The organism is Maledivibacter halophilus (assembly GCF_900167445.1).
In the GTDB taxonomy this organism is placed as follows: domain Bacteria; phylum Bacillota; class Clostridia; order Peptostreptococcales; family Caminicellaceae; genus Maledivibacter; species Maledivibacter halophilus.
The window spans coordinates 251,007-274,881 of the sequence record NZ_FUZT01000001.1 but is presented as its reverse complement, the minus strand read 5'-3'; the positions used below and the strand labels follow the sequence as shown (position 1 = coordinate 274,881).

Here is a 23,875-nt window from a genome sequence, read left to right as displayed (position 1 = left end):
ATTCTGATTTCTCTTTTCTATAGATAAATAACACTAAAACTTAAGATGAATTTTATATAAATAATTCAGACTAAGAAAAAAGTGGTTCATCTGGTTTTAAATTTTTCGATATTTTTTTAGTTGTACTGATATAATCTTATCTATAAAAAAATTCTATAAAGAAATAAAAACTTAGGAGCTTTTAACTTCATAAGTTTTTATCGTACTTTTTCTATTATTCTTAAACAACTGTCCTTAGCTATAAAATAAATTTATTATCTATTATTCATATCTCCCATTTGGCTCAAAAATGCTATAGCCATTTCAAGCCCCTTTACAAGCTCAGTCTTTATTAATTCTAAATTTTTTTCTTCAGTACCTTTTTTCACCGTAATCCTGCATGTATTTTTTCCAACTTCCATTAATTTGAAATCATCTTTTAATATATTTTCAGCGCTTTTTTTCAACATAGTTCTTGTATTTTTATCCTGCATATAGGATTCAAATTGATTTTGCACAGAAACTATGATTCTTTTTTCATCATCTAATTTTACGTATTTTACAAATTGATTTAATGTATCCATTAATCTCTTCCTTTCGTGAATGTAATTTTATTATATCAAAATATTAAACCAAATATATTAATCTAGTCAAGTATAGATTTATAGTAATCATTCCTGAGTAAATAGGCTATGCTTTAAAATTATATAAAGGTCTAATAATATCTACAATATCAACTGCTTCTTTGACATTTTCTATAATTTCTTCCAAGGGTTTATATGCCATAGGCGCTTCATCCACAGTAGACTTATTGACTGAAGTTGTATATATACCTTCCATTGATTTTTTATATTCGTCCAGATTTAATTTTTTCCTTGCTTCGCCTCTACTCATAAGTCTACCAGCTCCATGAGGTGCTGAATAATTCCAATCGGCGTTACCTTTGCCAATTGCTATTATTGACCCATCCTTCATATTTATAGGTATTAGTACTTTTTCTCCTTTTTTAGCTGATATAGCACCCTTTCTAAGTATCTTATCCTTTATATCTATATAGTTATGGATAGTTTGGAACTTATTTAGACTATTATAATCCATTTCCAAACATTCCTCTACAATTCTCATCGCCATAACCCTTCTATTCATATATGAATAGTTTTGAACAATATTCATATCATGTAAATAATCCTCCATAAGTCTACCTTCTAAATAACATAAATCCTTTGGTATATTACATTCTTTCTTATGGACTTTCTTAAGCTTCTTTAATGCATCTTTAATTTCCTTTCTTCTACCCTGCTTTTTATATGAAACTATCAAATTATTCTTTTCTTTTTCAAAGTCATCGTTTAAGCCTCTATGATAGTCATATGCTCTGTTTTGATAATATTTGGCCACCTGTTTTCCCAGATTTCTGCTCCCACTATGTATAACTAAATATTTCTTTCCCAGGTTATCTTTATTTATTTCTATAAAATGGTTTCCAGATCCTAGAGAACCTAGTGCCCTATTAAATTCCCTTGATGATTTAGGTATGTCTCTAAAGCAAATTAACTCTTCAATTTCTTCTTTGTAATCTGTTTTTGGGTTTTGATTTATATTGAATCCACTGGGAATATTTTTTCTTATATATTCATCAATTTTTTTAAAGTCCAAATTAATATTTTCAAGTTCAACAGTTAGCATTCCACACCCAATATCAACACCCACTAGATTGGGAACAATTTTATCCTTTATTGTCATTGTTGTACCTATTGTACATCCTACTCCAGCATGGACATCAGGCATTATTCTTATTTTACTTTCCTTTATAAACTCTTGATTACATAATTCAATTATTTGAATCCTAGCACTTTCATCTATCTTATTAGTAAATACCTTTGCCGAATTATATTTTCCCTTTAGTTCTAACATTTTTATTCTCCTTTTATGGATATCTATATAAATTTATAGAAAACAATAATAGATTATATACTTTTTCTATAAACTATATGATATTTTACAATTGAGGAAATTGCATAATACATGTAAAGAATTTTAAAATATAAAATGTAATAGAGAGAGTCAGTTGAACTATCTACATATTGTATTTTAAAATTAGTAATTTTAATTATGCAAGTTTCTCAATTATTTAAAAAAAGATTAGAACATTCTATAATGTCTTAATCTTTTTAAACAGTTGGCACACCCAGAGGGATTCGAACCCCCAACGCCCAGATTCGAAGATAGTGTACTTGTTTTCTATATAATTTTATATGCTTTTAGAAAGCTTTATTTTTCAACGTATTTCAGAGTTGTTTTCTTATTTTTCATTATTCTTTATTATATAAATTTAATCGTTAATCTGTCAATTATCTGTCATATAATTGAACACTTAAATTATTCACCAATTATATATTTACATAAATAATTCTCTATTACTTTTAAGCTGTAAATTTTACCTTAAAATAAAAATAAAACGACTACAATACAGAAGTAGTCATTTTATTTGTTCACATTAAACTCTAAATGCATTTTCTAATGCTTTAGTAGCAAATATATATTTTAAATTATCCAATCTTATATTCAGAGGTTAAGATATTATTACAGTATACTTGTATATATTAATAAACATATAATAGTGCTTATTGTGACTTCATAAGAGTTTTAATTATCTCTTCTTGGTTAGGTACAATATCACCTACTGCTAATATACACAATAACCCATCTTTTTTCCATACATATGCTACTTCTTTTTCAATAGCTTCTACATCCCCATATAAATTATATTTATCAGTTTTTAATACAGAAATGCCATTAATATTAATTTCAGTCATAGGTATATAAACCTTTTCATGACCTGAGAGAATTGGAAACTTCATTGTTTCTTTCATATCTTTATAATCATCTGTTCCATAAATCTGTTCATATACAACTCTAGTTCTATAGTCATCAGTAGCTCCTGTTGGATACTTGGCTTGTAGAATATTTCTTGGTGAATTTGTAAGTGCTGGTGTTTCTACTCCGTTAATTATATAATAAACTGGTTCATACATAATAGTATTTTCTCTAGTTGTTGCAAGAGAGGTAAGTTTTAAATTCCCTGGTAACTCTAATACAACATTAGGTACAGCACTAAATTCCTTAATTGCTTCTTTAAGTTCTACAGTTTCATATATATGATTATAATCTCTATATGCATTAGAATATTCAATGCTTTTAGCTTCTTCGGGATATACTAAAGAGTTCATCATATTCTTAATTACTTGTTCGTCAAATTTCCTATCTGTTAATATATAATATTCAACACCTTCATGCTGCCAAACATAATGTGTATGTATTATACCACTATTATCATCTGATTCTGCAATCACTATCTCTGTATCATTAAAGTCTACTAATTTCTTAGTAACCTTTACAGCATCTGGTTGAGACTTTTGAAGTCCTGTTTTAAATTCATTTAAGGGTTTATTGGCTGAATATGCTGAAAATTCAAATAATTCTTGACTAGGCTTATGCTTATTTCTATAATATATTCGAATTGAAGGATCTCCTTTTTTAAAGCCAACAAGGACTACTTTATCAAAATAAAAATCTTCTGGAATGTAATTTAACACTTTAGGTTTAAACTTTGATTTACCTACTATTTTATTAATATCATTATATTCTCTTACATTGCGGTCAAACAGTATTTTATTTTCTTCAAATGACAATAATTTTTCAATATTTGTATTGTTTGTCATCTTATTTACTACATTCTCACTAATAGTATTAGCATTTGTTAAAGTTATAGCAGATAAAACTAATGCTACTGTAAGTGTCAACACAGATAGTCTGTATGAGCCTTTTTTGAAATTCTTCAACATCATTATTCTCCTTTCTAATTGACAGTTAGGTTCATAAAAGTAAAGAAGATAAGGTTCTTTTCTCTCTGACGATAATTTTTGTAGAAAATTTATAATAGTCATTCCATATGGTACTGAATATTCATCACCTATAGCCTCAAGTACATATGCATCACAAGCCAATTCTCTATCTATCTTCATTGCTTTAGTTACCATCCATACCACAGGATTAAACCAATGAATAGATATAGCAATTACACTTATTAAATTAATTAGTAAATCTTTTCTTTTAATATGTGCCAACTCATGTAATAAAATATGATATATATCCTTTTGTTCATACATATTTAGTATATCACTCGGACAATATATAGAAGGATTAACTAATCCTATAACACAAGGACTTTTAAAATAATCTCCACTATAAATTTTTATATCCTTTTTTATGCCAATAGCCGATTTACATGTATCTAATAATGATTGTATTTTCTTGTCATCTACCTTATGTGACCTTAATACCTTTCGCCTTGCAGCATAGGTAAATAAAAATATAGTTAACCCAATTCCTATAGCACCTGTTAGCCAAACCAAAGAAATTATATCTAATATAGGTAATTTACTTACTTTATCTTTTTTTGATACTTCTAAAGCATAATTAGTATTAGTTTCATTCACTATAATTTCACTATTATCTTTGTTTCTTCGTTTATCATCTATTACATTACTAGTATTAGTCTGCTCTACAATGATATCTGGAATATTATAAACTACAGTAGGCTTCACTATATTTAGCATACTTACATTACTTTCTGGTAAAAAAGGTACTAATAATCGAATTAATACCAAAAGCCATATGGCATGATGAATTCTAGCACTTATCTTTTTACCCATAATAACTTTTATCAGGTATACAAATAGCGCTACGATACTAGCTCCAATGGTTAACTTTAATACCTCAATAAATATCCCTGTTATCATCACTATCCCCCTCTAAATTTAATCTTTATATTCCTTTTCTTTATTTTTAAGAATTTTTTCAATTTTCTAATTTCATTTTGAGTAAGCGTGCATCCTTTAAAAAATCTGATAATATCATGTCTGTTACTCTATCAAATACTCCTTCTAAAAAAGACTTATTTCTTTCTTAATACACTTATCTTTACATACTAAAGGATAGCAATGATAAAATCTCCCTTTCTTTTTAAAACCTATTATTTCTTTATTTAGCGAACCTATTAAAAAAAGTCTTAATTGTAGCCTCACCCCAATTAACCTTAACCCTTAGTCTATTAATTATATCTTCAGATGTTGCTGAGCTGTTGCCAATAAGTCTCACATAACCTCTCACTCAAATTCTGATATTTTGCAATTACTTTTTATACATTTCTCCTATAATTGCATAAGAAATATTAAAATACATCTTATGCAAACATTTACTCTACATATGTAGTTTTTAGAATTTTAAATTTACAATTGTAATTTTAATTTAAGTTTACACTTGTAATTTAAAAATGTCAATATATATTTATTATTTAATATAGAGTTTTTTTAATTTCAAAAGAATACTTCTTCCTTTTTACTATGCAGGTCAATTATTGAATTTAAGTAGCTCAACCATCTTTAAAAGTATATATGTTCCTTAATAATCTTATTCTCAGTAGCTCTTGGAGATATTTTAGGCTTTTGAAATACATGGTATGAGCTTCGTTATATAGCTAAAGCACTACAAATAAATTTAACTGAATTTTATTCAAATGAGCAAATTGCATAATTACCTTCAGAAAAAAGCTATCTAATATATATAGATTTAGAATCTCCGAAAACATTCTACATATATTATACAATTCTACCAAGTTAGAATTATGAAATTTCCTCAAATAATTAGATACAAAAAAGATTAAGACAATCTATTATGTCTTAATCTTTTCATAGAGTTGGCACACCCAGAGGGATTCGAACCCCCAACGCCCAGATTCGAAGTCTGGCACTCTATCCATTGAGCTATGGGTGCAAAATATTTAGTTTAACATAAAATATATTAACATATTTATTTAAATTAATCAATGGATGTTATGGACAAATACGTTATATAACGCTTTTGTTAAATTACTTTATCCTCTTTTTCTTCCATATATTTATAGAATTCACTATATACATTTAGATAATTGTTACCTATACATCTAAAATATAAAAAAATAGCTATGAAATTTTAGAACATAGCTATTTATCTTGAAATTTCAATAATAAATTTATTCCTTTCTCCTGGATAAAAGCTTCTTGAGTATTCAATAGGAATACCACTTTCAAGAAAACCAGTAGATGTAATTAATTGAACTGCTGAACCTTGTTCAATTTCTAATATATCAGAAATTTCTTTATCGGCATTTTTAGCTTCAATTTCCCTTATAACTTTTCTTACTGGAAGATTATTTTTTTCAAGAACTTCATAAAATGAGAAAACTTCAAAATCATAATTTGCTAATTGAGGTAATAATTTATAGGGCGTATAAAGTGTAGTAATAAGGACAGGCTTATTATTATCAAAAACACTTTCATCTTTATTCATATGAGAAGCAAAACGAAGCCTAATAATTTTTACTACTTCTTCTTGAAGCTGTATTTGAAGTTTTGAAGCTATAAAATCATCTGCTTTAGTTATTTTCTTTTCTAAAACTTTTGTTTTTGGTATTAACCCTTTTTTTATCATTTCCTGATTGTAGCTTCCAATCATACGTGTATATTCTTGTGTAATTTTAGGTTTTGTAACAAATGTACCTTTTCCCTTAATCCTCAATAAATAGCCTTTATTTACCAGATTATTTAATGCCTGACGAACAGTAGGACGACTTATACTAAAAATACTGCTTAATTCAATTTCTGTAGGAAGGCAATCGCCTTCTTTAAGCTCATTTGATTTAATTGCATTTATTATTATGTTTTGTAATTGATAATATAATGGAACAGGGTTATTTTTATCTAATGTTTGGTTTTGAAAAGTCATAGCATTCTCCTTAATCAAGAGTAATATAATCTAATAATATATAGGTTTATTTAATTCCAGGATATAATCTAATAGTATTATATCACAATTACTTATATTTTACATATGATAGTATTTCAGATTCTAATTTATCTACGTCAGGAATATAGCTTCTGATAAGTCTACAATTCCCTTTGAAAATATATGAACCTAAACAAGCAGGTATAAATACAGTTTCACCTAGAAACACTTCTTCAATCCCTAAATCATATTCAATTTTGCAATTTCCTTCCACACAGGTGTAAACAAAATATCGTTCTGGATCACTAATATTTTTATATTCTTTATTAATATCTATTAGTTCTAATGCATATTCTTTGTCAAAGAAGCAATAATGCTTTGTATAATCACTAAAGTTAGCAGAAAGATAAACAGGTTTCTTACACCTTAAATTAGTGTTTAACACATCAAAGGATTTTTCTATGTCTAATTTTCTTCCTCTATTATAATCATATAATCTATAGGTTGTATCACCATTTTGTCCCACTTCTATAGCTAGTATTCCCTTTCCTAATGCATGTAGAAGTCCTGCTTTTATTATAACAAAATCTCCTTTCTTTACTGGCACTTTAATTATATAATTCTCAAGAGTTCCATTCTTAACCGCCTGTTTTAATAATTCTTTGTCTGTAGTTGTAGTTCCTGCTACTACATAAGCACCTTCTTCGGCCTCTAAAATATACCAGCTTTCATTTTTTTCTCCGTCTTTTTCATATTCCCTAGCATATTTTTCATAAGGATGCACCTGAATAGAAAGGTCTTGTGAAGCATCTAAATACGCTATTCTTAGTATTTGATTGCATTCTAACTTTGTGCCAATAAGCTTACGACCTTCTTTTTGTATGATATCACTAAATTTTATACCTTTATAAACTCCATTAGAAATTACATTATCAGCATTGGGATGAGCACTTAATTCCCAACTAATTCCTATTTGATCCTCAGCCAAAGAAGGTTTAACTTTTCTCAATTTATTTCCTGCCCAGATTTTTTCTGTATATATTGGTTTAAATTTTAATGGATACATTAATAATCCCCCCTTAGTATATTATTTCTAAAGTAAACACCTCCAACGTATACAAAAACATTGGAGGATTTAAAGTTTTTGTTTATCTATTAATTAAAATAAACCAATTAGTACACCAATGATACAAACAATTAAATATATTCCCATTAATTTTAATGGTGTCATTTTTTTCTTTTGAAGTGCTCTCCAAGAAAGTAATACTATAATTAATGGAAGTAATTTTGGAAAAACTCCATCTATCATTTCTTGAAATTTTATAACAGTTTGACCATTATCAAAAACTGCAGCTATATTAAGATTTACAAAGCTTGCAGCAATCCCCCCCATAACTGTAATACCTAATATAGTAAAGGCTTCTGTAATTCTTTTAGCCTTTTCACCTATTATAATATTTACGGCATCTACTCCTAATGTGTAACCCTTCATATATAAGAAATAAGATATACATAAACATAATGGAAGCCAAGTCAAAGTATAAAATAGTGGCCCTGCAACACTTCCGTTAGCAGCAAGCCCCATACCAATACTTAAAAGCAAAGGAACTGTTATACCCTGTATAATAACATCTCCTACTCCTGCAATTGGACCCATCAAGCCAACTTTTACACCATCAATTAATTCATCTTCAACTGGCTGTTGATTAGCCTTGGCTTCTTCAAGACCTGCAACAATACCATTAACAACTGAACCTAATTGAGGTTCAGTATTATAAAAAACTATATGTCTTCTTAATGCTTCACCACGTTCTTCATCTGTCTTATATAATTTTTTGATTATTGGAAGCATTGATTGGCCAAAGGATGTACCTTCAAGTCTTTCAAAGCTTATTGCAGCTAAATTGAACATAATCCATGAAAACCAGCTTTTACGTAAATCTTGTTTTGTCAGTTTTTTAGTGAAATCAGCATTTTTTTCAGCCACTATAGCACCTCCTCTTCATCTTCTTCTAAAGCTATATCTGATGCTGAAGTAGAAACCAATTTATTACCTGAGTATTTATAGTGCATTACAGCTATTGCAGCTCCTACTATAGTTAAAGAAATCATATTTAAATTTAATGATACAATACAAATAAAGCCTACAAGGAAGTAAACAACTAACGTTTTATCCTTCATGATTTGACTTAAAAGCAATCCAATTCCTACAGCAGGTAGCACACCACCTAATACAGTCATAATATGCATTAATACCTCGGGAATTGAATTTAAGAAGTTCTCTGCATATTGTGCTCCAAAATATACTGCTAAAAAGGTTGGAACAAATCTCAAAATAAATGTAGTAATCTGAGGATATATTGCATTTGCTCTCCAGAACCCCTTCAAATCATTCTTTTCAGCATATTTATCTGCAACATGATTCCAAAAAGTATTGATTGTTTCTATTGAATTAAATAAAATAACTCCAAGTAATCCTATGGTTGCTGCTAAGGCAACTGCAACTTCTGGATCTGCTCCTGACAACATTCCTAGGGCAATAGCAGGGTAGGCAACAAAAGTAATATCTGCCGAAGCAACGCCTCCTGGTACTATTAAAGATAAATATAAAGCCTGTACAGCTGCACCTATAATTATGCCAGTATGGACATCCCCTAAAATTAATCCAACAAACATCCCAGATACTAATGGTCTACTTAAATAGTAGAATCCACCAGTAGTTCCCAAAAACCATGGAACGCCAAGACTAGCCAAGTAGCAAAAAATCCCCAGCAAAATTGCTTTCATCAACATGATATTTCCTCCTTTTTAATAATATTTTTTCCTCACATCACTCCATTTAAAACCCTTTTTGTCTGGAGTAAGTTTAAAATCTATATCGATGCCACAGTTATGTAAAGCTTCACAGGCATCCATTTCTTCTTTTAATAAAGATTGATTTGGACCAATAGTTATTGTTTTTTTTCTATAGCTTGAAGGTCCATATACAATATACTTACCAAAATCAGCATTATTTTCTGTAAGCTGACTTAGTTCTATAGGTGATTTAGAAATAAGAAAATAATTTTTGGCACTTCTTTTTGCTTCTTCAAGCTTTGCTAAAGTCTTTTCTACAGTAAATATAAAAACCTTGATGCCTTCAGGAGCAGCACTTTTATAAACTTGGCCTAAAGCTTTATTAACAGCTAATTTATCATTAACAACAATAATACCATTACAAGGATATATACGAGTCCATTGAGTTAGTACCTGCCCATGAATAACTCTGTCATCAATTCTTACTAGTGAAATTGTCATAAATATTCCCCCTTAAATATTAAACTTATGCTTACAAATCATCATCTTCATCATAATCATTACTAACTACTGCTATATTTATACCTTTTATTCCTGACTCCATAGAAATACTTGCAAGTTCTTGAAGATTACAGTTTTCTCTCAGAGCTAATGTCTCTAAAAGCATTGGAAGATTAACTCCACTTACAACTTTAATATTAAAATTAAATATTTCAGAATTTGATATGAAAATGCTGGAATTATATGGTGTGCCTCCTTGTAAATCTGTGAGTATAAGAACACCATCTTTTGAACCAACTTTTTCTACAGCTTTCTCTAAATCTGCTTTGAATACTTCAATACCTATTTCATTTTTCAATGATACAGTAGATACAGCCTCTGATGAACCCATTATTACACCTACAGCATCCATTAGTCCATTTGATAGTTCTCCGTGAGTTGCAATGACTAATCCAATCACTTCATAATACCTCCCTTTCAAAATATTGTTATACAGCAATGTTAGCTAATGTAAAAATGTAAATACATATAATTTTATTGATAATAATTTGCTTAAAACTTAAAACAATTGAATTTAATGCCAAAATCTTATTACAACATAATTATAAACCTAAACAGAAAACGTTGTCAACAATAAATTTGTAATATGCAATTTATAAATTTATGAATTTATTAATATTACATGCATATAACATTTCCAAAAAACTATTTACAAATGATATAACATATTGTACTATAAGAGTATATTCGTTAAAAAAACAGTAAATATATATTCCTTCACAAAAAATTCTCTATAATTTAATATAGTTTTATAAAATGATATATCATATGAATGTATAAAATAATATTTTATAAATAAATCATAAATAGAAAGGAATGAATATGTTGTATGGGAAATTATAATAAATATCCAGAAGTAAATGTAAAGGGTTATGAAAAATGTGCTTGGATGGGATATGAAAGTATAATTAAAGAAATACAAAAAGAAATAAAAGATAAAATAAAATCAGTTATAGTTATTGACTTTTATCCAGGCATAAACGAAAATGAGATTTTAAAAGGTTTTAGTCCCTTAAATCCAGTTATGACTATACGAAGTGATGATTGTGCCTATGATGGCAATACTTTGACAGATATGATAAAAGACAATTTAACTGATGACAGAGTTTTTGGTGTCCTTACAACTAAAAAGCTTCAAGATTATTTTATAAAAGATAAATTAGAAGAAGCAAGAAAAAAAGTTGAAGAAATAAAAGAGGGTGTTGTTTTAATTTATGGAGTGGGTGCTGCACTAATTAGCCTCGGAGACATTTTCATTTACGCAGATTTAGCTCGTTGGGAAATACAAAAACGTTATAGAAAAGGTATGCCCAATTGGAAACAAACTAACTATGATGAAGATAATAAAAGAAAATATAAAAGAGGATTTTTTGTTGAATGGAGATTAGCAGACCGTCATAAAAAAGCTCTATATGATAAAATGGATTATTTATTAGATACTAATATCAAAAACAAACCTAAAATAGTAACAGGACATGCCTTTAGGGAAGGATTAAAGCAAACTGCATTAAGACCCTTTAGAGTTGTTCCATACTTTGATCCTGGTATATGGGGAGGTCGATGGATGAAAGAAGTTTGTGATTTAGATAAAAATGAAAACAACTTTGCTTGGAGCTTTGATGGAATACCTGAAGAGAACAGCTTATATTTAAGATATGGAAATATAAGAATAGAAATACCTTCCATTAACCTTGTATTTTATCAACCTAGAAATCTTTTAGGTGAAAGAGTACATGCTCGTTTTGGAACAGAATTTCCTATTCGGTTTGATCTTTTAGATACTATGGGAGGTCAAAACTTATCTTTACAGGTTCATCCTATTACAGAATATATTCAAGAAACTTTTGGAATGCATTATACTCAAGATGAAAGCTACTATTTGCTTGATGCAGGAAAGGATGGGTGTGTTTACTTAGGAGTAAAGGAAAAAATAAATAGAAATGATATGATAAAAGACTTAAAAAAAGCTGAAAAAGGAGAAATATCATTCCCAGATGAAAAATATATTAATAAATTCAATGCAAAAAAACATGATCATTTTTTAATTCCAGCTGGGACTATACACTGTTCAGGAAAGAACAGCATGGTGCTTGAAATAAGTGCTACACCATATATTTTTACATTTAAATTATGGGATTGGGACAGAGTGGATATTGATGGAAAACCTAGACCGATACATATCGATCACGGCAGTAAAGTTATTCAATGGGATAGAACAACAGAGTGGGTTGAGAATAATCTTATTAATAAAATAGAATTAATATCAGAAGGCGATGGTTGGAGAGAAGAAAGAACAGGGTTACATGAAAGAGAATTTTTAGAAACCAGACGTCATTGGTTTTCAAAACCTGTTTTACACAATACAAAGGGGAGTGTAAATGTGTTAAATTTAGTTGAAGGAGATGAAGCCGTAGTAGAAAGTCCTACAGGATCATTTGAACCCTTTGTTGTGCATTACGCTGAAACTTTTATTATTCCAGCTAGTGTAAATGAATACATAATAAAACCTTACGGTAAATCAAAAGGAAAGGAAATAGCAACAATTAAAGCATATGTTAGATAATATATTATGGAGGGATATTTATGGAGTTGAAAAGAGAAAAAAATGCACACCCACTATATCTACAATTAAAGGATATTATTAAAAACGAAATACATAGCGGAATGTATAAAACAGGAGATATAATTCCTACGGAGCTTGAATATCAGAAAAAATATAATATAAGCAGAATTACTGTTAGACAATCCATAAATAGCCTTGTTCAAGAAGGATACTTAAAAAGAAAAAGAGGCAAAGGAACTATTGTACAACCACCTAAAATAGAAGAGCCTCTGATTAGAATTAAGAGCTTTACTAATGAAATGAAGGAAAGAGGTATCAAGCCCTCAACTAAATTAGCAGAAATAAGTATAACTAAAGCCTTTAATGAAGTCTCAAAAATGCTCGGTTTAAATGATGGGGATGAGGTTTACAGGATAAGAAGAGTACGCTGTGCAAATAATGAGCCTATTGTACTATTTAACACCTATATAAAAAGAGATATGGATTTGGATCTAGACAACAGAATTTATTATGATTCATTATATAAATATTTAGAATGTAAGAAAGGAATTAAAATTAATAGGATAATTCAACGTATAGGTGCAACAGCTGCAGTAGAAGCTTTAAGTGATTATTTGGATATTAACATAGGAGATCCTTTACTAGTAGTTAAGCGTCAGTCATTTGATATTAATGGTTCAATAGTTGAATTTACTATTGGATATTATATAGCAAATAGATATGAATATTATATTGAGATGAAGGGAGGAGATAGCTTTGATTAAATCCGTCATAACAGATCAAATCAGTATGGATTTAGAAGAAGCCTTAAAAAAAGCAAAATACTTATCATATAATGCTGTAGAAATTCATTCTCTTTGGGGTAAAACTATCGAGGAATTAACTAATGAAGAAGTTGGTAGAGCAAAGGAGCTTTTAGATAAATATAATATGAATCTATCTTGTTTAAGCACAACCTTGTTCTTTATATGTCCATTATATGAAACATATAGTATCGAAAACTTTAATCCAAAATTCCTTGTTAGTACAGGTGATTATAAATCTCACTTAGAAAAATTGAAAAGATCAGCAGAAATTTCAAAAGCATTAAATGCAAGCTGCATAAGAATTTTCCCATTTAGAGCTCCTAATGATAAGAGTCTAATTGGCAATACTGAGGACATTGAAAACATTACATTAAAATTGAATAAAGCAGTTGAAATAGCTAAAAATCATGATGTTATATTGGTTCTAGAAAATTGCCCCCACTCCTATTTACCAAAGGGGATTATGACTAAAAAGGTTTTTGATAATATAAATAGTCCAAATTTAAAATTACTTTGGGATCCAGGAAATAGCTTTAGAGCACCTATAAATATTATACCTCAAGAGCATAAAAATATTTCTCTCATTGATGAACTGAGGATAATATACCATAATATTGAACATATACATCTAAAAGATTATTTAAAGATCAGTAAAGATAAACATCAAACTACTCTTTCAAAAAATTTAAGAGAGTTTGAGCATACAGTATTTGGACAGGGATCTATTAATTTTGAATTATTACTAGATGAATTAAAAAAACTCAGGTACTCAAAGTATTTAAGCTTGGAGCCTGAGGTAAGTAAAGAAGATACAATAAATAGTATGAAATTTTTAACTAAAATGCTTAATAAAAAATTTAACTAGGTAGGAAGGTATAAAAATGGATAAAAAAGAATTTTCTAAATTATTTGACCACACACAGCTTAAGCCTTATGCTTCTGATGATGATATAAAAAAATTGTGTGATGAAGCTAAAAAATATAATTTTAAAACCGTAGCTATTAATAATGCTAATATAGAAAAATGTAAGACATATTTAAAAGACACTGATATTTTAATAGATGCTGCAGTAAGCTTTCCATTAGGACAATGCACATTAGAAACTAAATTGTTTGAAACCAAAGATGCAATAACCAAGGGTGCAGGCGAATTAGATTATGTTATTAATATAGCTGAACTTAAAAATGGTAACTATGATTATATAAAAAAAGAAATGGAAGGAATAGTGAATATATGCAAAAAAGCTGGAGTAACTAGTAAGGTTATTTTTGAAAACTGCTATTTAACAAATAAAGAAAAAATAAAGCTTTGTAAAATTGCTAATGAAGTAAGACCTGATTTTATAAAAACATCTACAGGTTTTGGTACAGGTGGAGCTGTTCTTGAAGACGTTTTACTAATGAAAAAACATTCATCATCTGAAATTAAAATAAAGGCAGCTGGCGGTATAAGAACATTGGAAAATGTTCAAAAATTTCTTGAGGCAGGAGCTTCAAGAATTGGATCAAGCTCTGGGGTTAAAATCATGCAGCAATATGATAAAATTTTTAATGAAAAGTAATTTAATATTATATAAAAACCACTTTTAATAATATCTTAAAAGTTATTCTCAATAACACAAAAAGGGTCTGTCCACAATAAAATGTGAGACAAACCCTTCCATTATTTAATTCTTTCTTGCAATTTCATTTATCCATAGACAATATATATTATAATCTTTAAAATTATTCTACTTCAATACTATTCAAAGCTTACACCATAAACACTGTGTTGTCCTGATGGATAAAGTTCAAATCCTTTAACAGTTTTTTTAGCTCCCACATTTTAAGTTTTGTAGTATAATATAGCATCTGGTGCATCATTCATTATAATCTCTTGATCCCTTTTATAGGCTTCTTTTCTCTTTTCAGGATCTATTGCTGTTCTTCCTTCTTCTAATAATTTATTTACTTCTTCATTAGTATAGAAAGTTCTATTACCTGCTCAACCATGCTGTGAACTATGATATAATGCATAAAGTCAGTAGTCAAGGTCTACTGTTACAGTAACCCATCCGAGAATGAACATATCATACTCACCCATTACCATCATTCTCTGCGAGCTTTGTACCACATACAACTAAAACTAGCGCAAAAACCATAATTGCAGCAAATATTACAGTAAACCTCTTATTTTGAAACATAACGTTTTCCTCTTTAAAGTAATTTTATTGGACTTATTTAATTTAAAACTAGTTTAAGTATTATTAGGATATCTATATAGCAATTTTAGATATAGCAAAATCAGATTTTGATTTCTTATGCCATTTTATTAACTTGAATTCTCAAACAATTCGAATTGTATCAATATGTGTCTACAATAAATATATTAAAAAATTAACTATTATTCTTCTTTAAAGTTCTATATATGGTATTCCTTGAAACACCTAGAATTTCTGCTGCTCTTTTTTTATTACCCTTTGTTTTTTCTAAAGTCTTTATAATAAGTTCTCTATTTATATCAGATAATTTCTTTGAAGGGTTTATTGTTTCAGTAGAATACTTATTCTTGTCTTTTAGTCCTGCCTTCACTAAATGCTCTTTATTTATATATTCTCCATCACAAATAAACAAAGACAATGCAATAATATTTTCTAGTTCTCGAATATTTCCAGGCCAATCATAAGATAATAAAAGCTTCTCAGCTTCTTTATCCATTCCCTTTACCTTCCTATCACTATCCTTTGAATATTTATCAATAAAATAATTTGTCAGTTCAATAATGTCCTTTCCCCTCTTAACTAGTGGAGGTAGAATAAGGTATAAAACCTTTAATCTATAATATAAATCCCCTCTGAAATTATTATTATTCACCATTTTTTCTAGATTTCTATTTGTTGCTGCAATTATCCTTATATTAACATCTATCTTTTTATTACTTCCTATCCTGCTAATGGATTTGGTTTCTAAGACCCTTAACAATTTTGCCTGTAAATGGATAGGCATTTCACCTATTTCATCTAAAAATAATGTTCCTCCACTTGCTAATTCAAATTTCCCCAATTTTCCTCCCTTTCTAGCTCCTGTAAATGCCCCTTCATCATATCCAAACAATTCACTATCAAATAAATCCTTTGGAAAACTTGCACAATTAATAGCCACAAATGGCCCATTACTCCTATGACTATAATTATGTATAGCCTGAGCAAATAACTCCTTTCCTGTTCCGCTTTCCCCTAATATCAATATATTTTTATCATTCCTAGCAAATTTTTTAGCCAATTCCTTACTATCATTAAATACTTTACTTTTGCCAATAAAATTTTCAAATCTATAAACAGCTTCATATCCAGCCAAATCGCTAGCCACCTTCATAGACCTCTTTATTCTCCTAAATATATCAATACCACCAATAATATTTTTATTTTTAGCATAAACCGGATATGCAGAATTCATAAGATGAAATGTCTTTTTATTATATTCTAGAAAATATTCAAAGTCCATATAGGTCTTTCCAGTTTTTATTACTTGGCTTAATATTGCATTATTTGTTAATAAATCCAGTTTTTTATTAATCATTTCTTCCTTTTTTGCACCTATAATTTTACAAGCTGATTCATTAATATATCTTAAAATTCCATTACTGTCACATGCAGAAATCCCATCATCAATAGCATCCAGATACATCAAGAGATTTTCATAGGAAGAATATTTCTCATTATCATAGGTTAATAAATTTAAAATAGAATAGTTTATTTTTTCGATAAACTTCTTATATTTTCTATTGTCAGACTTTAAAGAAATAATAGCAAATCTGTATTTACAATTATTATATTTCTCAGTAAATTCCTTTGATATATAACAATAAATGCTATTGCCTTTATAAGTTTTTATAAATACCTTCTCTTCTATTAATTTATCATCTATATTCAATGTTTTATTTTCTAATACCTTAAGTCCTTTACCTTCATATAAAAAAACACTTCTAATTATCATCTCACTATCCATAAATAGAATCATCATATCTTCTTCCAATATGGTTGATGTAATTATATTAAAAAAACTTATTATCTCTTTGAATGATTTATTCACTTCATGATGCTTTTTTGTTAATTTAGTATTTTCATTTAAGAAATTTTTCAGTAATTTAATCATTAACATTCATCATCCTAACTTTTAAAATAATGTTACTTATTCTACCATGTTACTTTTTGTAGCATACCTCCTTCTTTTTATTCTCTATTCTATCATTAAATAATATTCAACATAAATCTATTGATACATTATGGAGCATATTTTTATAAATTTCTTTAAAATATGTAAACCTCTATTTTTTTACTGAAGCTTTATTTTTTAAAAAACAAATTAAAATACAGCTTTTTCAAGCCTTTCATCATTACACATATTTAATAGTTTTTTATTTGGCATATATATTGCTCTATACATTTTAAACCAAATCTTTTAAGAAGGGAGTGAGTATATGAAATATGGCTTAAAAGCTAATATTATTAATCTTAATACAAATAGTTACGCAGAAGAAAAAGAAACAAAATATCAATCAAAAATTATTGACTGTAGTATAGGAATAAATCCATTTGGGTTCTTTAAAGAATTAAGAAATAACTTTGCAAATATTCCTGATGAAATGATTAATAATTATCCCGAATCCATTACTTATTTTAAAAAAGACATAATTAATTTCTGGATTGATTTGTTTGAATTAAAGGAAGATAATATTTTACTTGGAGATGGCTCGATAGATATTATTTATAAAATAAATAAATTATTCTTAAGTAGTAATTCAAAGGTTTTAGGCTACTCTCCACAATTCCCTGATTACATTGATGATGTAAAAAGCTATGACGGAATATATGATTACCAATTAATGTTATCAAAAAATAACTATAAGTTTATGCTAGAACCTTTTCTTATAAAATTAAAAAAGGATTACAAACTCATTTATTTAGATAATCCCAATAATCCAACAGGCCAAGTTATTCCCATTTCATATATTGAAAAAATAGTAAAAAAAGCTAAAAGCCTCGGAATATGCGTAATTGTTGATGAAGCCTATGGTGATTTTATGAATAAAAGAAATTCAGCAGTATCCTTAATAGAAAAATACAATAATGTATTTGTTTTAAGGACCCTTTCTAAAGGCTTGGGTTTAGCAGGTTTAAGAGGTGGATATCTCATTACTTCAATTAAATTATCAAATTATTATAGAAAAATATCCAATCCCTATTCAATGAATTCAATTGCAAGATATCTAGCTTCTAAGGCTCTAAAAAATACATCTTTTATAGAAGATTGTAAGAAAAAAATAAGGGAATTAAAAAGTGAGTTAATAGAATCCTTAAACAAGATGATTGTTCTCCACACAGATCTAAATGTTCCAATTATGACAATAAAACATCCAAATCCAGAAATAGACCTTGAAGAAGAACTACTAAAGCATAATATTCTTTCAATATCTGGTAGAAAATTCATCGGTCTTGACAAAAGCTTTGTAAGATTAAGAATTCCTGCCAAAATTAATCCTCTGCTGGAAGCTTTCATAAAAATAGAAAATTCAATTTAAGCTTTATATTTTATTTCTTTGAAAGGGTGGTGTATTATGGCTTTGCAATTTACGAAAAGTAAAGAAATAATCAGTAGGGACAACAAAGTTTACTCTAAATTTGCCAGAATTCCCTATTATCCTTTGGTAATAAAAAGAGGATATGGTGCAATAATCGAGGACTATGATGGAAATAAGTTTATTGACCTTCTTTCAGCAGCTTCTTCACTAAATACAGGTCATAGTAATCCAAGAATAATTAAAGCCATAAAGGATCAAATGGAAAATTTCATAAGCTATACTGCTGCATACACATACTCTGAGCCTTTAGTTAAATTAGCTGAAGAAATTATTAAAATAACACCAGGTGATTTTGATAAAAAAGTAGTATTCGGTCTTTCAGGTTCAGATGCAAATGATGGAATGATTAAATTCGCTAGAGGTTTTACTGGTAAAAAAAAGATCATTTCATTTTTAGGAGCATATCATGGCTCAACATATGGAGCACTTTCCCTTACAACCCTTAGTCTAAATATGAGAAGAAAAATCGGCCCAACTTTATCTGAAGTCGAACATATAAAATATCCCAACTGCTATAGATGTCCTTATAACTGCAGCAAAGATACATGTAATATTGAATGCTTAAATGATTTTATAAATGCTCTCTCGACATACCTTCCTCCTGAAGAAATAGCAGCTGTAGTAATGGAACCTATAGCTGGAGATGCCGGATTAATTGTCCCTCCCATTAAATATATGAAAGCTATATATGATATTTGTAAAAGAAATAACATTCTTTTTGTCAGTGAAGAAGTTCAGCAGGGATTTGGAAGGACAGGAAAATGGTTCTGCATTGAGCATTTTGATATTGTTCCCGACATGATAGTTATGGGGAAATCAATAGCTTCCGGTGTTCCTCTAAGTGCTGTAGTGGCAAGAAAAGAAATTATGGATTCCCTTGAAGCTCCAGCCCATCTTTTTACCATGAGTGGAAATTCTCTTTCGTGTAGTGCAGCTATAGAGACAATCAATATAATAAGAGATGAATGCTTATTAAAAAAATCTAGGGATTTAGGAAACTATGCAAAAAAGAGATTTGAAGATATGAAAAACAAATATGAAGTTATTGGCGATGTAAGAGGGCTGGGATTATCAATAGGTATAGACCTAGTTAAGGATAGGAAAACAAAGCTTGGCAATCGTAAGGCCGCTTCTAAAATCTGTTATAGATGTTTTGAAAAAGGCGTAATTTTAATTTTCTTAGCTGATGGAGTCCTTAGATTTCAGCCTCCTCTTGTTATTACGAAAGATGAATTAAAAACAGCAATAGATATAATCGAGGAATCTATAAAAGAATATACAAATGATAAAATACCAGATGAAATTCTTGAAATTGTTAAAGGGTGGTAATAAAAATTATTGATACAAAAAGCTAATTCAAATAAAATAAAGGAGGATTATCATGTCGAAGGAAAAGAAAAGCTTTTTTGATGGCGCTTTTGGGCGATATATGCTTCCCGGTATAATATTGCAATCTGTTTTAATCGGTGGCGGCTATGCCACTGGTAGAGAAATAGTTGAATTTGGTGGTAAATTTGGTGCACTTGGTTGGTTAGGTGGTGTAGGAATTTTTATAGGATTTACCATTGTTAGCATTCTTACTTTTGAATTTGCCCGACTATTTAGAACTTATAATTATAAATCATTAGTAGAAAAATTAATTGGTAAGGGTTGGATTTTTTACGACATAATTTATATTCTATTGGCTATTTTAATCATTGCCGTTATGGCCTCCGCAACAGGTGAAATTGTAGAAAATACCATCGGCATTCCATATTGGGGAGGGGTTTTAGGTGTAATCGTTATAGTAGGTATTCTACAGTTTTATGGTTCCAGACTGATTGAACGCTTTGAAACCTATGGAACCATTGCTCTATATATAGGTTATATTATCTTTAGTGCTATTGTCATTAATGCAACATGGGGACACGCAAAAGAAGTCTTTGCAAATGGAAATACAAGCTTTGTTGAAAAAGCAAGTATACCAACAATTCTTTGGACAGGTATGGTATATGTTGGATATAACTTGGCAGTTTATCCTGCAGCATTATTTACTTTAAAACGGCAAACTAAGCGTCATGAAACAATTTTAGCAGGTATTATTGCAGGTATTATGATGACTATTCCCTGGTTCCTAACATATTTTGCAGTTATGGGCTTTTATCCATCTGAAAAGATCCTAGGAGCCAGTGTACCATGGCTGGCTATGATGCAAAATATTGCTGCCCCATGGGTTGTAGGACTTTTTGGTATAGTGGTTGGTTGGACACTAATCGAAACATCAACAGGTATTATACACGGTTTATTAGGAAGAGTAGACGCCGTTTTAGAAGAAAAAAATAAATTTCCTCTTACTCCAAAACAAAATGCCACAATTACAGTGATCGTACTTGTCCTTGCCACAGTTCTTGCTAAGGTAGGTATTATTGATCTTATTGCAAAAGGCTATACTGCTATGGCCTACGGTATGATACTGATCTTCTTATTACCAATATTAACTATTGGGGTATACAAAATATTTAAAGGTAATTCGAAATCAAATTTTTAGAAAAATAATACCAAACAAACAAAAGGCCTAAGATCAAAAATCTATCTTAGGTCCTTTTCTGTATAATTTCATTAATTTATATGCAAGACACAACTATGTAAAATTACTCATAGAACTAGTTTATCAAGTTCATACAGCTACTGTTCAGATTGATTGATAACCAATAGATCGTTTTCTTTCAGTATGGTTTCGCCGCTTGGAATAACAATCATTCCATTTCTTTGAATCATGATTATTAACTTATCGGTATCCAGATGAATAGAAGATACACTTTTCCCAATCCATTTATTACCACTATACAAACATAGCTCCGTAAGGCTAAGACTATCCATAATATTGGGAGCTTTTGCACTAAGCACAAGAATGTCTCCAGAATATAGAAGTGTATCACCATTCGGTGTAATCCTTTCTCTACCGCGCTGAAGAAAAACAAGCAAAGTCTCAGGTGGAAGTAAGATGTCCCGAATTTTCTTTCCCTTCCATGGATGATTATCCTTCATTGTAAACTGAATAAATTGTACAGGCACCTCTTCTGTATAGTCGTTAAAGGTTTTTAATACGTTTGCATTTTCATCAATCATATCAAGCTTTTTCGCAGCAAGTGGTAGCAGTGAGCCTTGAAATAGTATAGAAAAAAGCACGATACAAAATACAATATGAAATACATCATGATTGGTATATGCAGGACTAACAGTGACCATTACTGCAAACACTATTGAAGCTGCTCCACGGAGCCCCGAAAACGATACAAGCATCTGCTGATTGAATTTACATTTAAAAGGTGAAAAAATCAAAAATACAGACATAGGCCGTGCAATGAATGTTAAAAACAAAAATATCGGGATCGATAGCTTTACCACTTGAGGCATCTGTGAGGGAAAGGCCAAAAGCCCAAGCAGGAAAAAAATTAACATCTGGGTGAGCCCAGTTACACCATCAAAAAAATGCACCAGTGATTGCTTGTTCTTGATAGGTCGATTTCCAAGAATAATTCCCACTATATAAACGCTTAAATATCCGTTGCCACCTAAAGCAGCAGGAGCAGCATAACCAAGAAGCGCTATAGCAAATACAAATATCGTGTCAAAGCCTTTGCTTTCAAAGGGGAACTGTTTTAATACCCAAAGGGCCACAATTGCCACAATAACACCAAACACAATGCCATAAATTAGCTGGGCAAATATCATATATGCAAAACTACCACCATGTGCAGAGTGTCCCATCAAGGAAAGCATAATGGCAGTAAGCATATATGAACAAGGGTCATTACTTCCACTTTCTAACTCAAGTAAAGAAGCAGTGTTATATTTGAGATTCAGCCTCTTAGACCGGAGTATAGAAAACACAGAAGCCGCATCTGTCGAGCTGATTACAGAGCCAATTAGCATGCTTTCCAAAAACTCAATTTTTAAAATGAAATAGCAAAACAAACCAGTAATTCCAGCAGTCAGTATAACTCCGAGGGTTGAAAGTAAAATTGACATGGCAGCAACAGGTTTCGCCTCGCTCCATTTCGTTCCAAAGCCACCATAAAATATAATGAAAATAAGGGCAATGGAGCATATTTGCTCTGCAAAAACAAAATTATCGAATTGAATTTTAAAAATACCATCGGAGCCGAAGAACATACCAAGCAAAATAAAGGCAAGCAACACCGGAATACCTAATTTGCTGGAAATTTTGTTGAATATTATACACACAATAATGATAGCTGTTACAATAAGCAAATAAGTTGGCAAATATTATCCCCCCTTTTATTAAAAAATGGAAGCATCCCTTTTTTGAAGAAATGATTCCATTTTTCACAACCAATTTATTGAATCATGCGTCTGATAATTTTGAGTTGCCATCTTTATTTATATGTCAGAAAAATATTTTACTCATTATAAGAGCTTAAAGTATTATATCATAACAGCAATAGAAAAACCATATGCAGGTTTAAATCCTAACATATGGCTTTGCAAATGGTGCGGGTGGAGGGACTTGAACCCCCACGTACAAGACACTAGATCCTAAGTCTAGCGCGTCTGCCAATTCCGCCACACCCGCATATCGTATAAGGTAGTTTAATGATTTTTTGGTTATTACAAAATTTTACTAACATGGTGACCCATCCGCGACTCGAACGCGGGACACCCTGATTAAAAGTCAGGTGCTCTGCCGACTGAGCTAATAGGTCAAGTCTGGCTGGGGATACA

At 29.7% G+C, this 23,875-nt stretch carries 18 protein-coding genes and 3 tRNA genes; 7 read left to right on the top strand and 14 right to left on the bottom strand.

Annotated features, from left to right (window positions below; translation table 11 throughout):
• Positions 1-254: 254 nt before the first annotated feature.
• The 10 genes from B5X81_RS01325 to B5X81_RS01280 all read right to left on the bottom strand — a co-directional run bounded on the left by B5X81_RS01325 (position 255) and on the right by B5X81_RS01280 (position 10,561).
• A complete protein-coding gene (locus B5X81_RS01325; RefSeq protein ID WP_079488754.1) occupies positions 255-563 on the bottom strand; it encodes a hypothetical protein in 309 nt (102 codons plus the stop codon).
• Between the two features lie 106 nt (positions 564-669).
• The gene (locus B5X81_RS01320) at positions 670-1,893 is read right to left on the bottom strand and encodes an RtcB family protein (RefSeq protein ID WP_079488752.1); all 1,224 of its coding nucleotides are present in this window, start codon (positions 1,891-1,893) and stop codon (positions 670-672) included.
• Positions 1,894-2,603: 710 nt separating this feature from the next.
• Positions 2,604-4,781, bottom strand: coding sequence for a M56 family metallopeptidase (locus B5X81_RS01315; RefSeq protein WP_079488751.1), 2,178 nt, complete (start codon positions 4,779-4,781; stop codon positions 2,604-2,606).
• Between the two features lie 957 nt (positions 4,782-5,738).
• Positions 5,739-5,814, bottom strand: a tRNA-Arg gene (locus B5X81_RS01310).
• Between the two features lie 213 nt (positions 5,815-6,027).
• Complete coding sequence (locus tag B5X81_RS01305) at positions 6,028-6,804, bottom strand: GntR family transcriptional regulator (protein WP_079488749.1); 777 nt, start codon at positions 6,802-6,804, stop codon at positions 6,028-6,030.
• Positions 6,805-6,892: 88 nt separating this feature from the next.
• Positions 6,893-7,870 carry a type I phosphomannose isomerase catalytic subunit gene (locus tag B5X81_RS01300; RefSeq protein WP_079488748.1) on the bottom strand — a complete coding sequence of 326 codons (978 nt, stop codon included), beginning with the start codon at positions 7,868-7,870 and terminating at the stop codon, positions 6,893-6,895.
• Positions 7,871-7,963: 93 nt separating this feature from the next.
• On the bottom strand, positions 7,964-8,791 hold the full coding sequence (locus tag B5X81_RS01295) for a PTS system mannose/fructose/sorbose family transporter subunit IID (RefSeq protein WP_244281971.1): 828 nt from the start codon (positions 8,789-8,791) through the stop codon (positions 7,964-7,966).
• A complete protein-coding gene (locus tag B5X81_RS01290) occupies positions 8,791-9,597 on the bottom strand; it encodes a PTS mannose/fructose/sorbose/N-acetylgalactosamine transporter subunit IIC (protein WP_079488746.1) in 807 nt (268 codons plus the stop codon). The genes B5X81_RS01295 and B5X81_RS01290 overlap by 1 nt, the downstream gene beginning before the upstream one ends.
• A gap of 15 nt (positions 9,598-9,612) precedes the next feature.
• The gene (locus B5X81_RS01285; RefSeq protein WP_079488745.1) at positions 9,613-10,101 is read right to left on the bottom strand and encodes a PTS system mannose/fructose/N-acetylgalactosamine-transporter subunit IIB; all 489 of its coding nucleotides are present in this window, start codon (positions 10,099-10,101) and stop codon (positions 9,613-9,615) included.
• A 31-nt stretch (positions 10,102-10,132) separates the two neighbouring features.
• Positions 10,133-10,561, bottom strand: coding sequence for a PTS sugar transporter subunit IIA (locus B5X81_RS01280; protein WP_079488743.1), 429 nt, complete (start codon positions 10,559-10,561; stop codon positions 10,133-10,135).
• A gap of 429 nt (positions 10,562-10,990) precedes the next feature.
• Here B5X81_RS01280 and B5X81_RS01275 point away from each other — a divergent pair, with 429 nt between their 5' ends.
• The 4 genes from B5X81_RS01275 to deoC are packed head-to-tail and all read left to right on the top strand — an operon-like array spanning position 10,991 to position 15,092.
• Positions 10,991-12,724, top strand: a complete 1,734-nt coding sequence (locus tag B5X81_RS01275) for a class I mannose-6-phosphate isomerase (protein ID WP_079488742.1) — start codon at positions 10,991-10,993, stop codon at positions 12,722-12,724.
• Positions 12,725-12,744: 20 nt separating this feature from the next.
• Positions 12,745-13,488 (top strand): GntR family transcriptional regulator, encoded by a 744-nt coding sequence (locus B5X81_RS01270; RefSeq protein WP_079488740.1) that lies wholly within the window; start codon positions 12,745-12,747, stop codon positions 13,486-13,488.
• Entirely contained in the window at positions 13,481-14,395 is a 915-nt protein-coding gene (locus B5X81_RS01265; RefSeq protein ID WP_079488739.1) for a sugar phosphate isomerase/epimerase family protein, read from the top strand. Before B5X81_RS01270 ends, B5X81_RS01265 begins: the two co-directional genes overlap by 8 nt.
• A gap of 16 nt (positions 14,396-14,411) precedes the next feature.
• The gene (gene deoC, locus B5X81_RS01260) at positions 14,412-15,092 is read left to right on the top strand and encodes a deoxyribose-phosphate aldolase (protein WP_079488737.1); all 681 of its coding nucleotides are present in this window, start codon (positions 14,412-14,414) and stop codon (positions 15,090-15,092) included.
• A gap of 814 nt (positions 15,093-15,906) precedes the next feature.
• On the opposite strand, the gene B5X81_RS01255 is transcribed toward deoC, so the two are convergent.
• Entirely contained in the window at positions 15,907-17,664 is a 1,758-nt protein-coding gene (locus tag B5X81_RS01255) for a sigma-54 interaction domain-containing protein (RefSeq protein ID WP_170917228.1), read from the bottom strand.
• Positions 17,665-17,989: 325 nt separating this feature from the next.
• Between B5X81_RS01255 and B5X81_RS01250 the strand changes: the two genes are divergently transcribed.
• The 3 genes from B5X81_RS01250 to B5X81_RS01240 are packed head-to-tail and all read left to right on the top strand — an operon-like array spanning position 17,990 to position 21,677.
• Complete coding sequence (locus B5X81_RS01250; protein WP_079488734.1) at positions 17,990-19,090, top strand: aminotransferase class I/II-fold pyridoxal phosphate-dependent enzyme; 1,101 nt, start codon at positions 17,990-17,992, stop codon at positions 19,088-19,090.
• A 36-nt stretch (positions 19,091-19,126) separates the two neighbouring features.
• Positions 19,127-20,479 (top strand): aspartate aminotransferase family protein, encoded by a 1,353-nt coding sequence (locus tag B5X81_RS01245; protein WP_079488733.1) that lies wholly within the window; start codon positions 19,127-19,129, stop codon positions 20,477-20,479.
• Between the two features lie 52 nt (positions 20,480-20,531).
• On the top strand, positions 20,532-21,677 hold the full coding sequence (locus B5X81_RS01240; protein WP_079488731.1) for a YkvI family membrane protein: 1,146 nt from the start codon (positions 20,532-20,534) through the stop codon (positions 21,675-21,677).
• 137 nt (positions 21,678-21,814) lie between these two features.
• Here the strand turns inward: B5X81_RS01240 and B5X81_RS01235 are convergent, their stop codons facing one another.
• The 3 genes from B5X81_RS01235 to B5X81_RS01225 form a co-directional block, all read right to left on the bottom strand.
• Positions 21,815-23,416, bottom strand: a complete 1,602-nt coding sequence (locus B5X81_RS01235) for a potassium/proton antiporter (protein WP_079488730.1) — start codon at positions 23,414-23,416, stop codon at positions 21,815-21,817.
• Positions 23,417-23,642: 226 nt separating this feature from the next.
• Positions 23,643-23,726: transfer RNA gene (locus tag B5X81_RS01230), tRNA-Leu, on the bottom strand.
• 54 nt (positions 23,727-23,780) lie between these two features.
• A tRNA-Lys gene (locus B5X81_RS01225) sits at positions 23,781-23,856 on the bottom strand.
• Positions 23,857-23,875 lie beyond the last annotated feature (19 nt).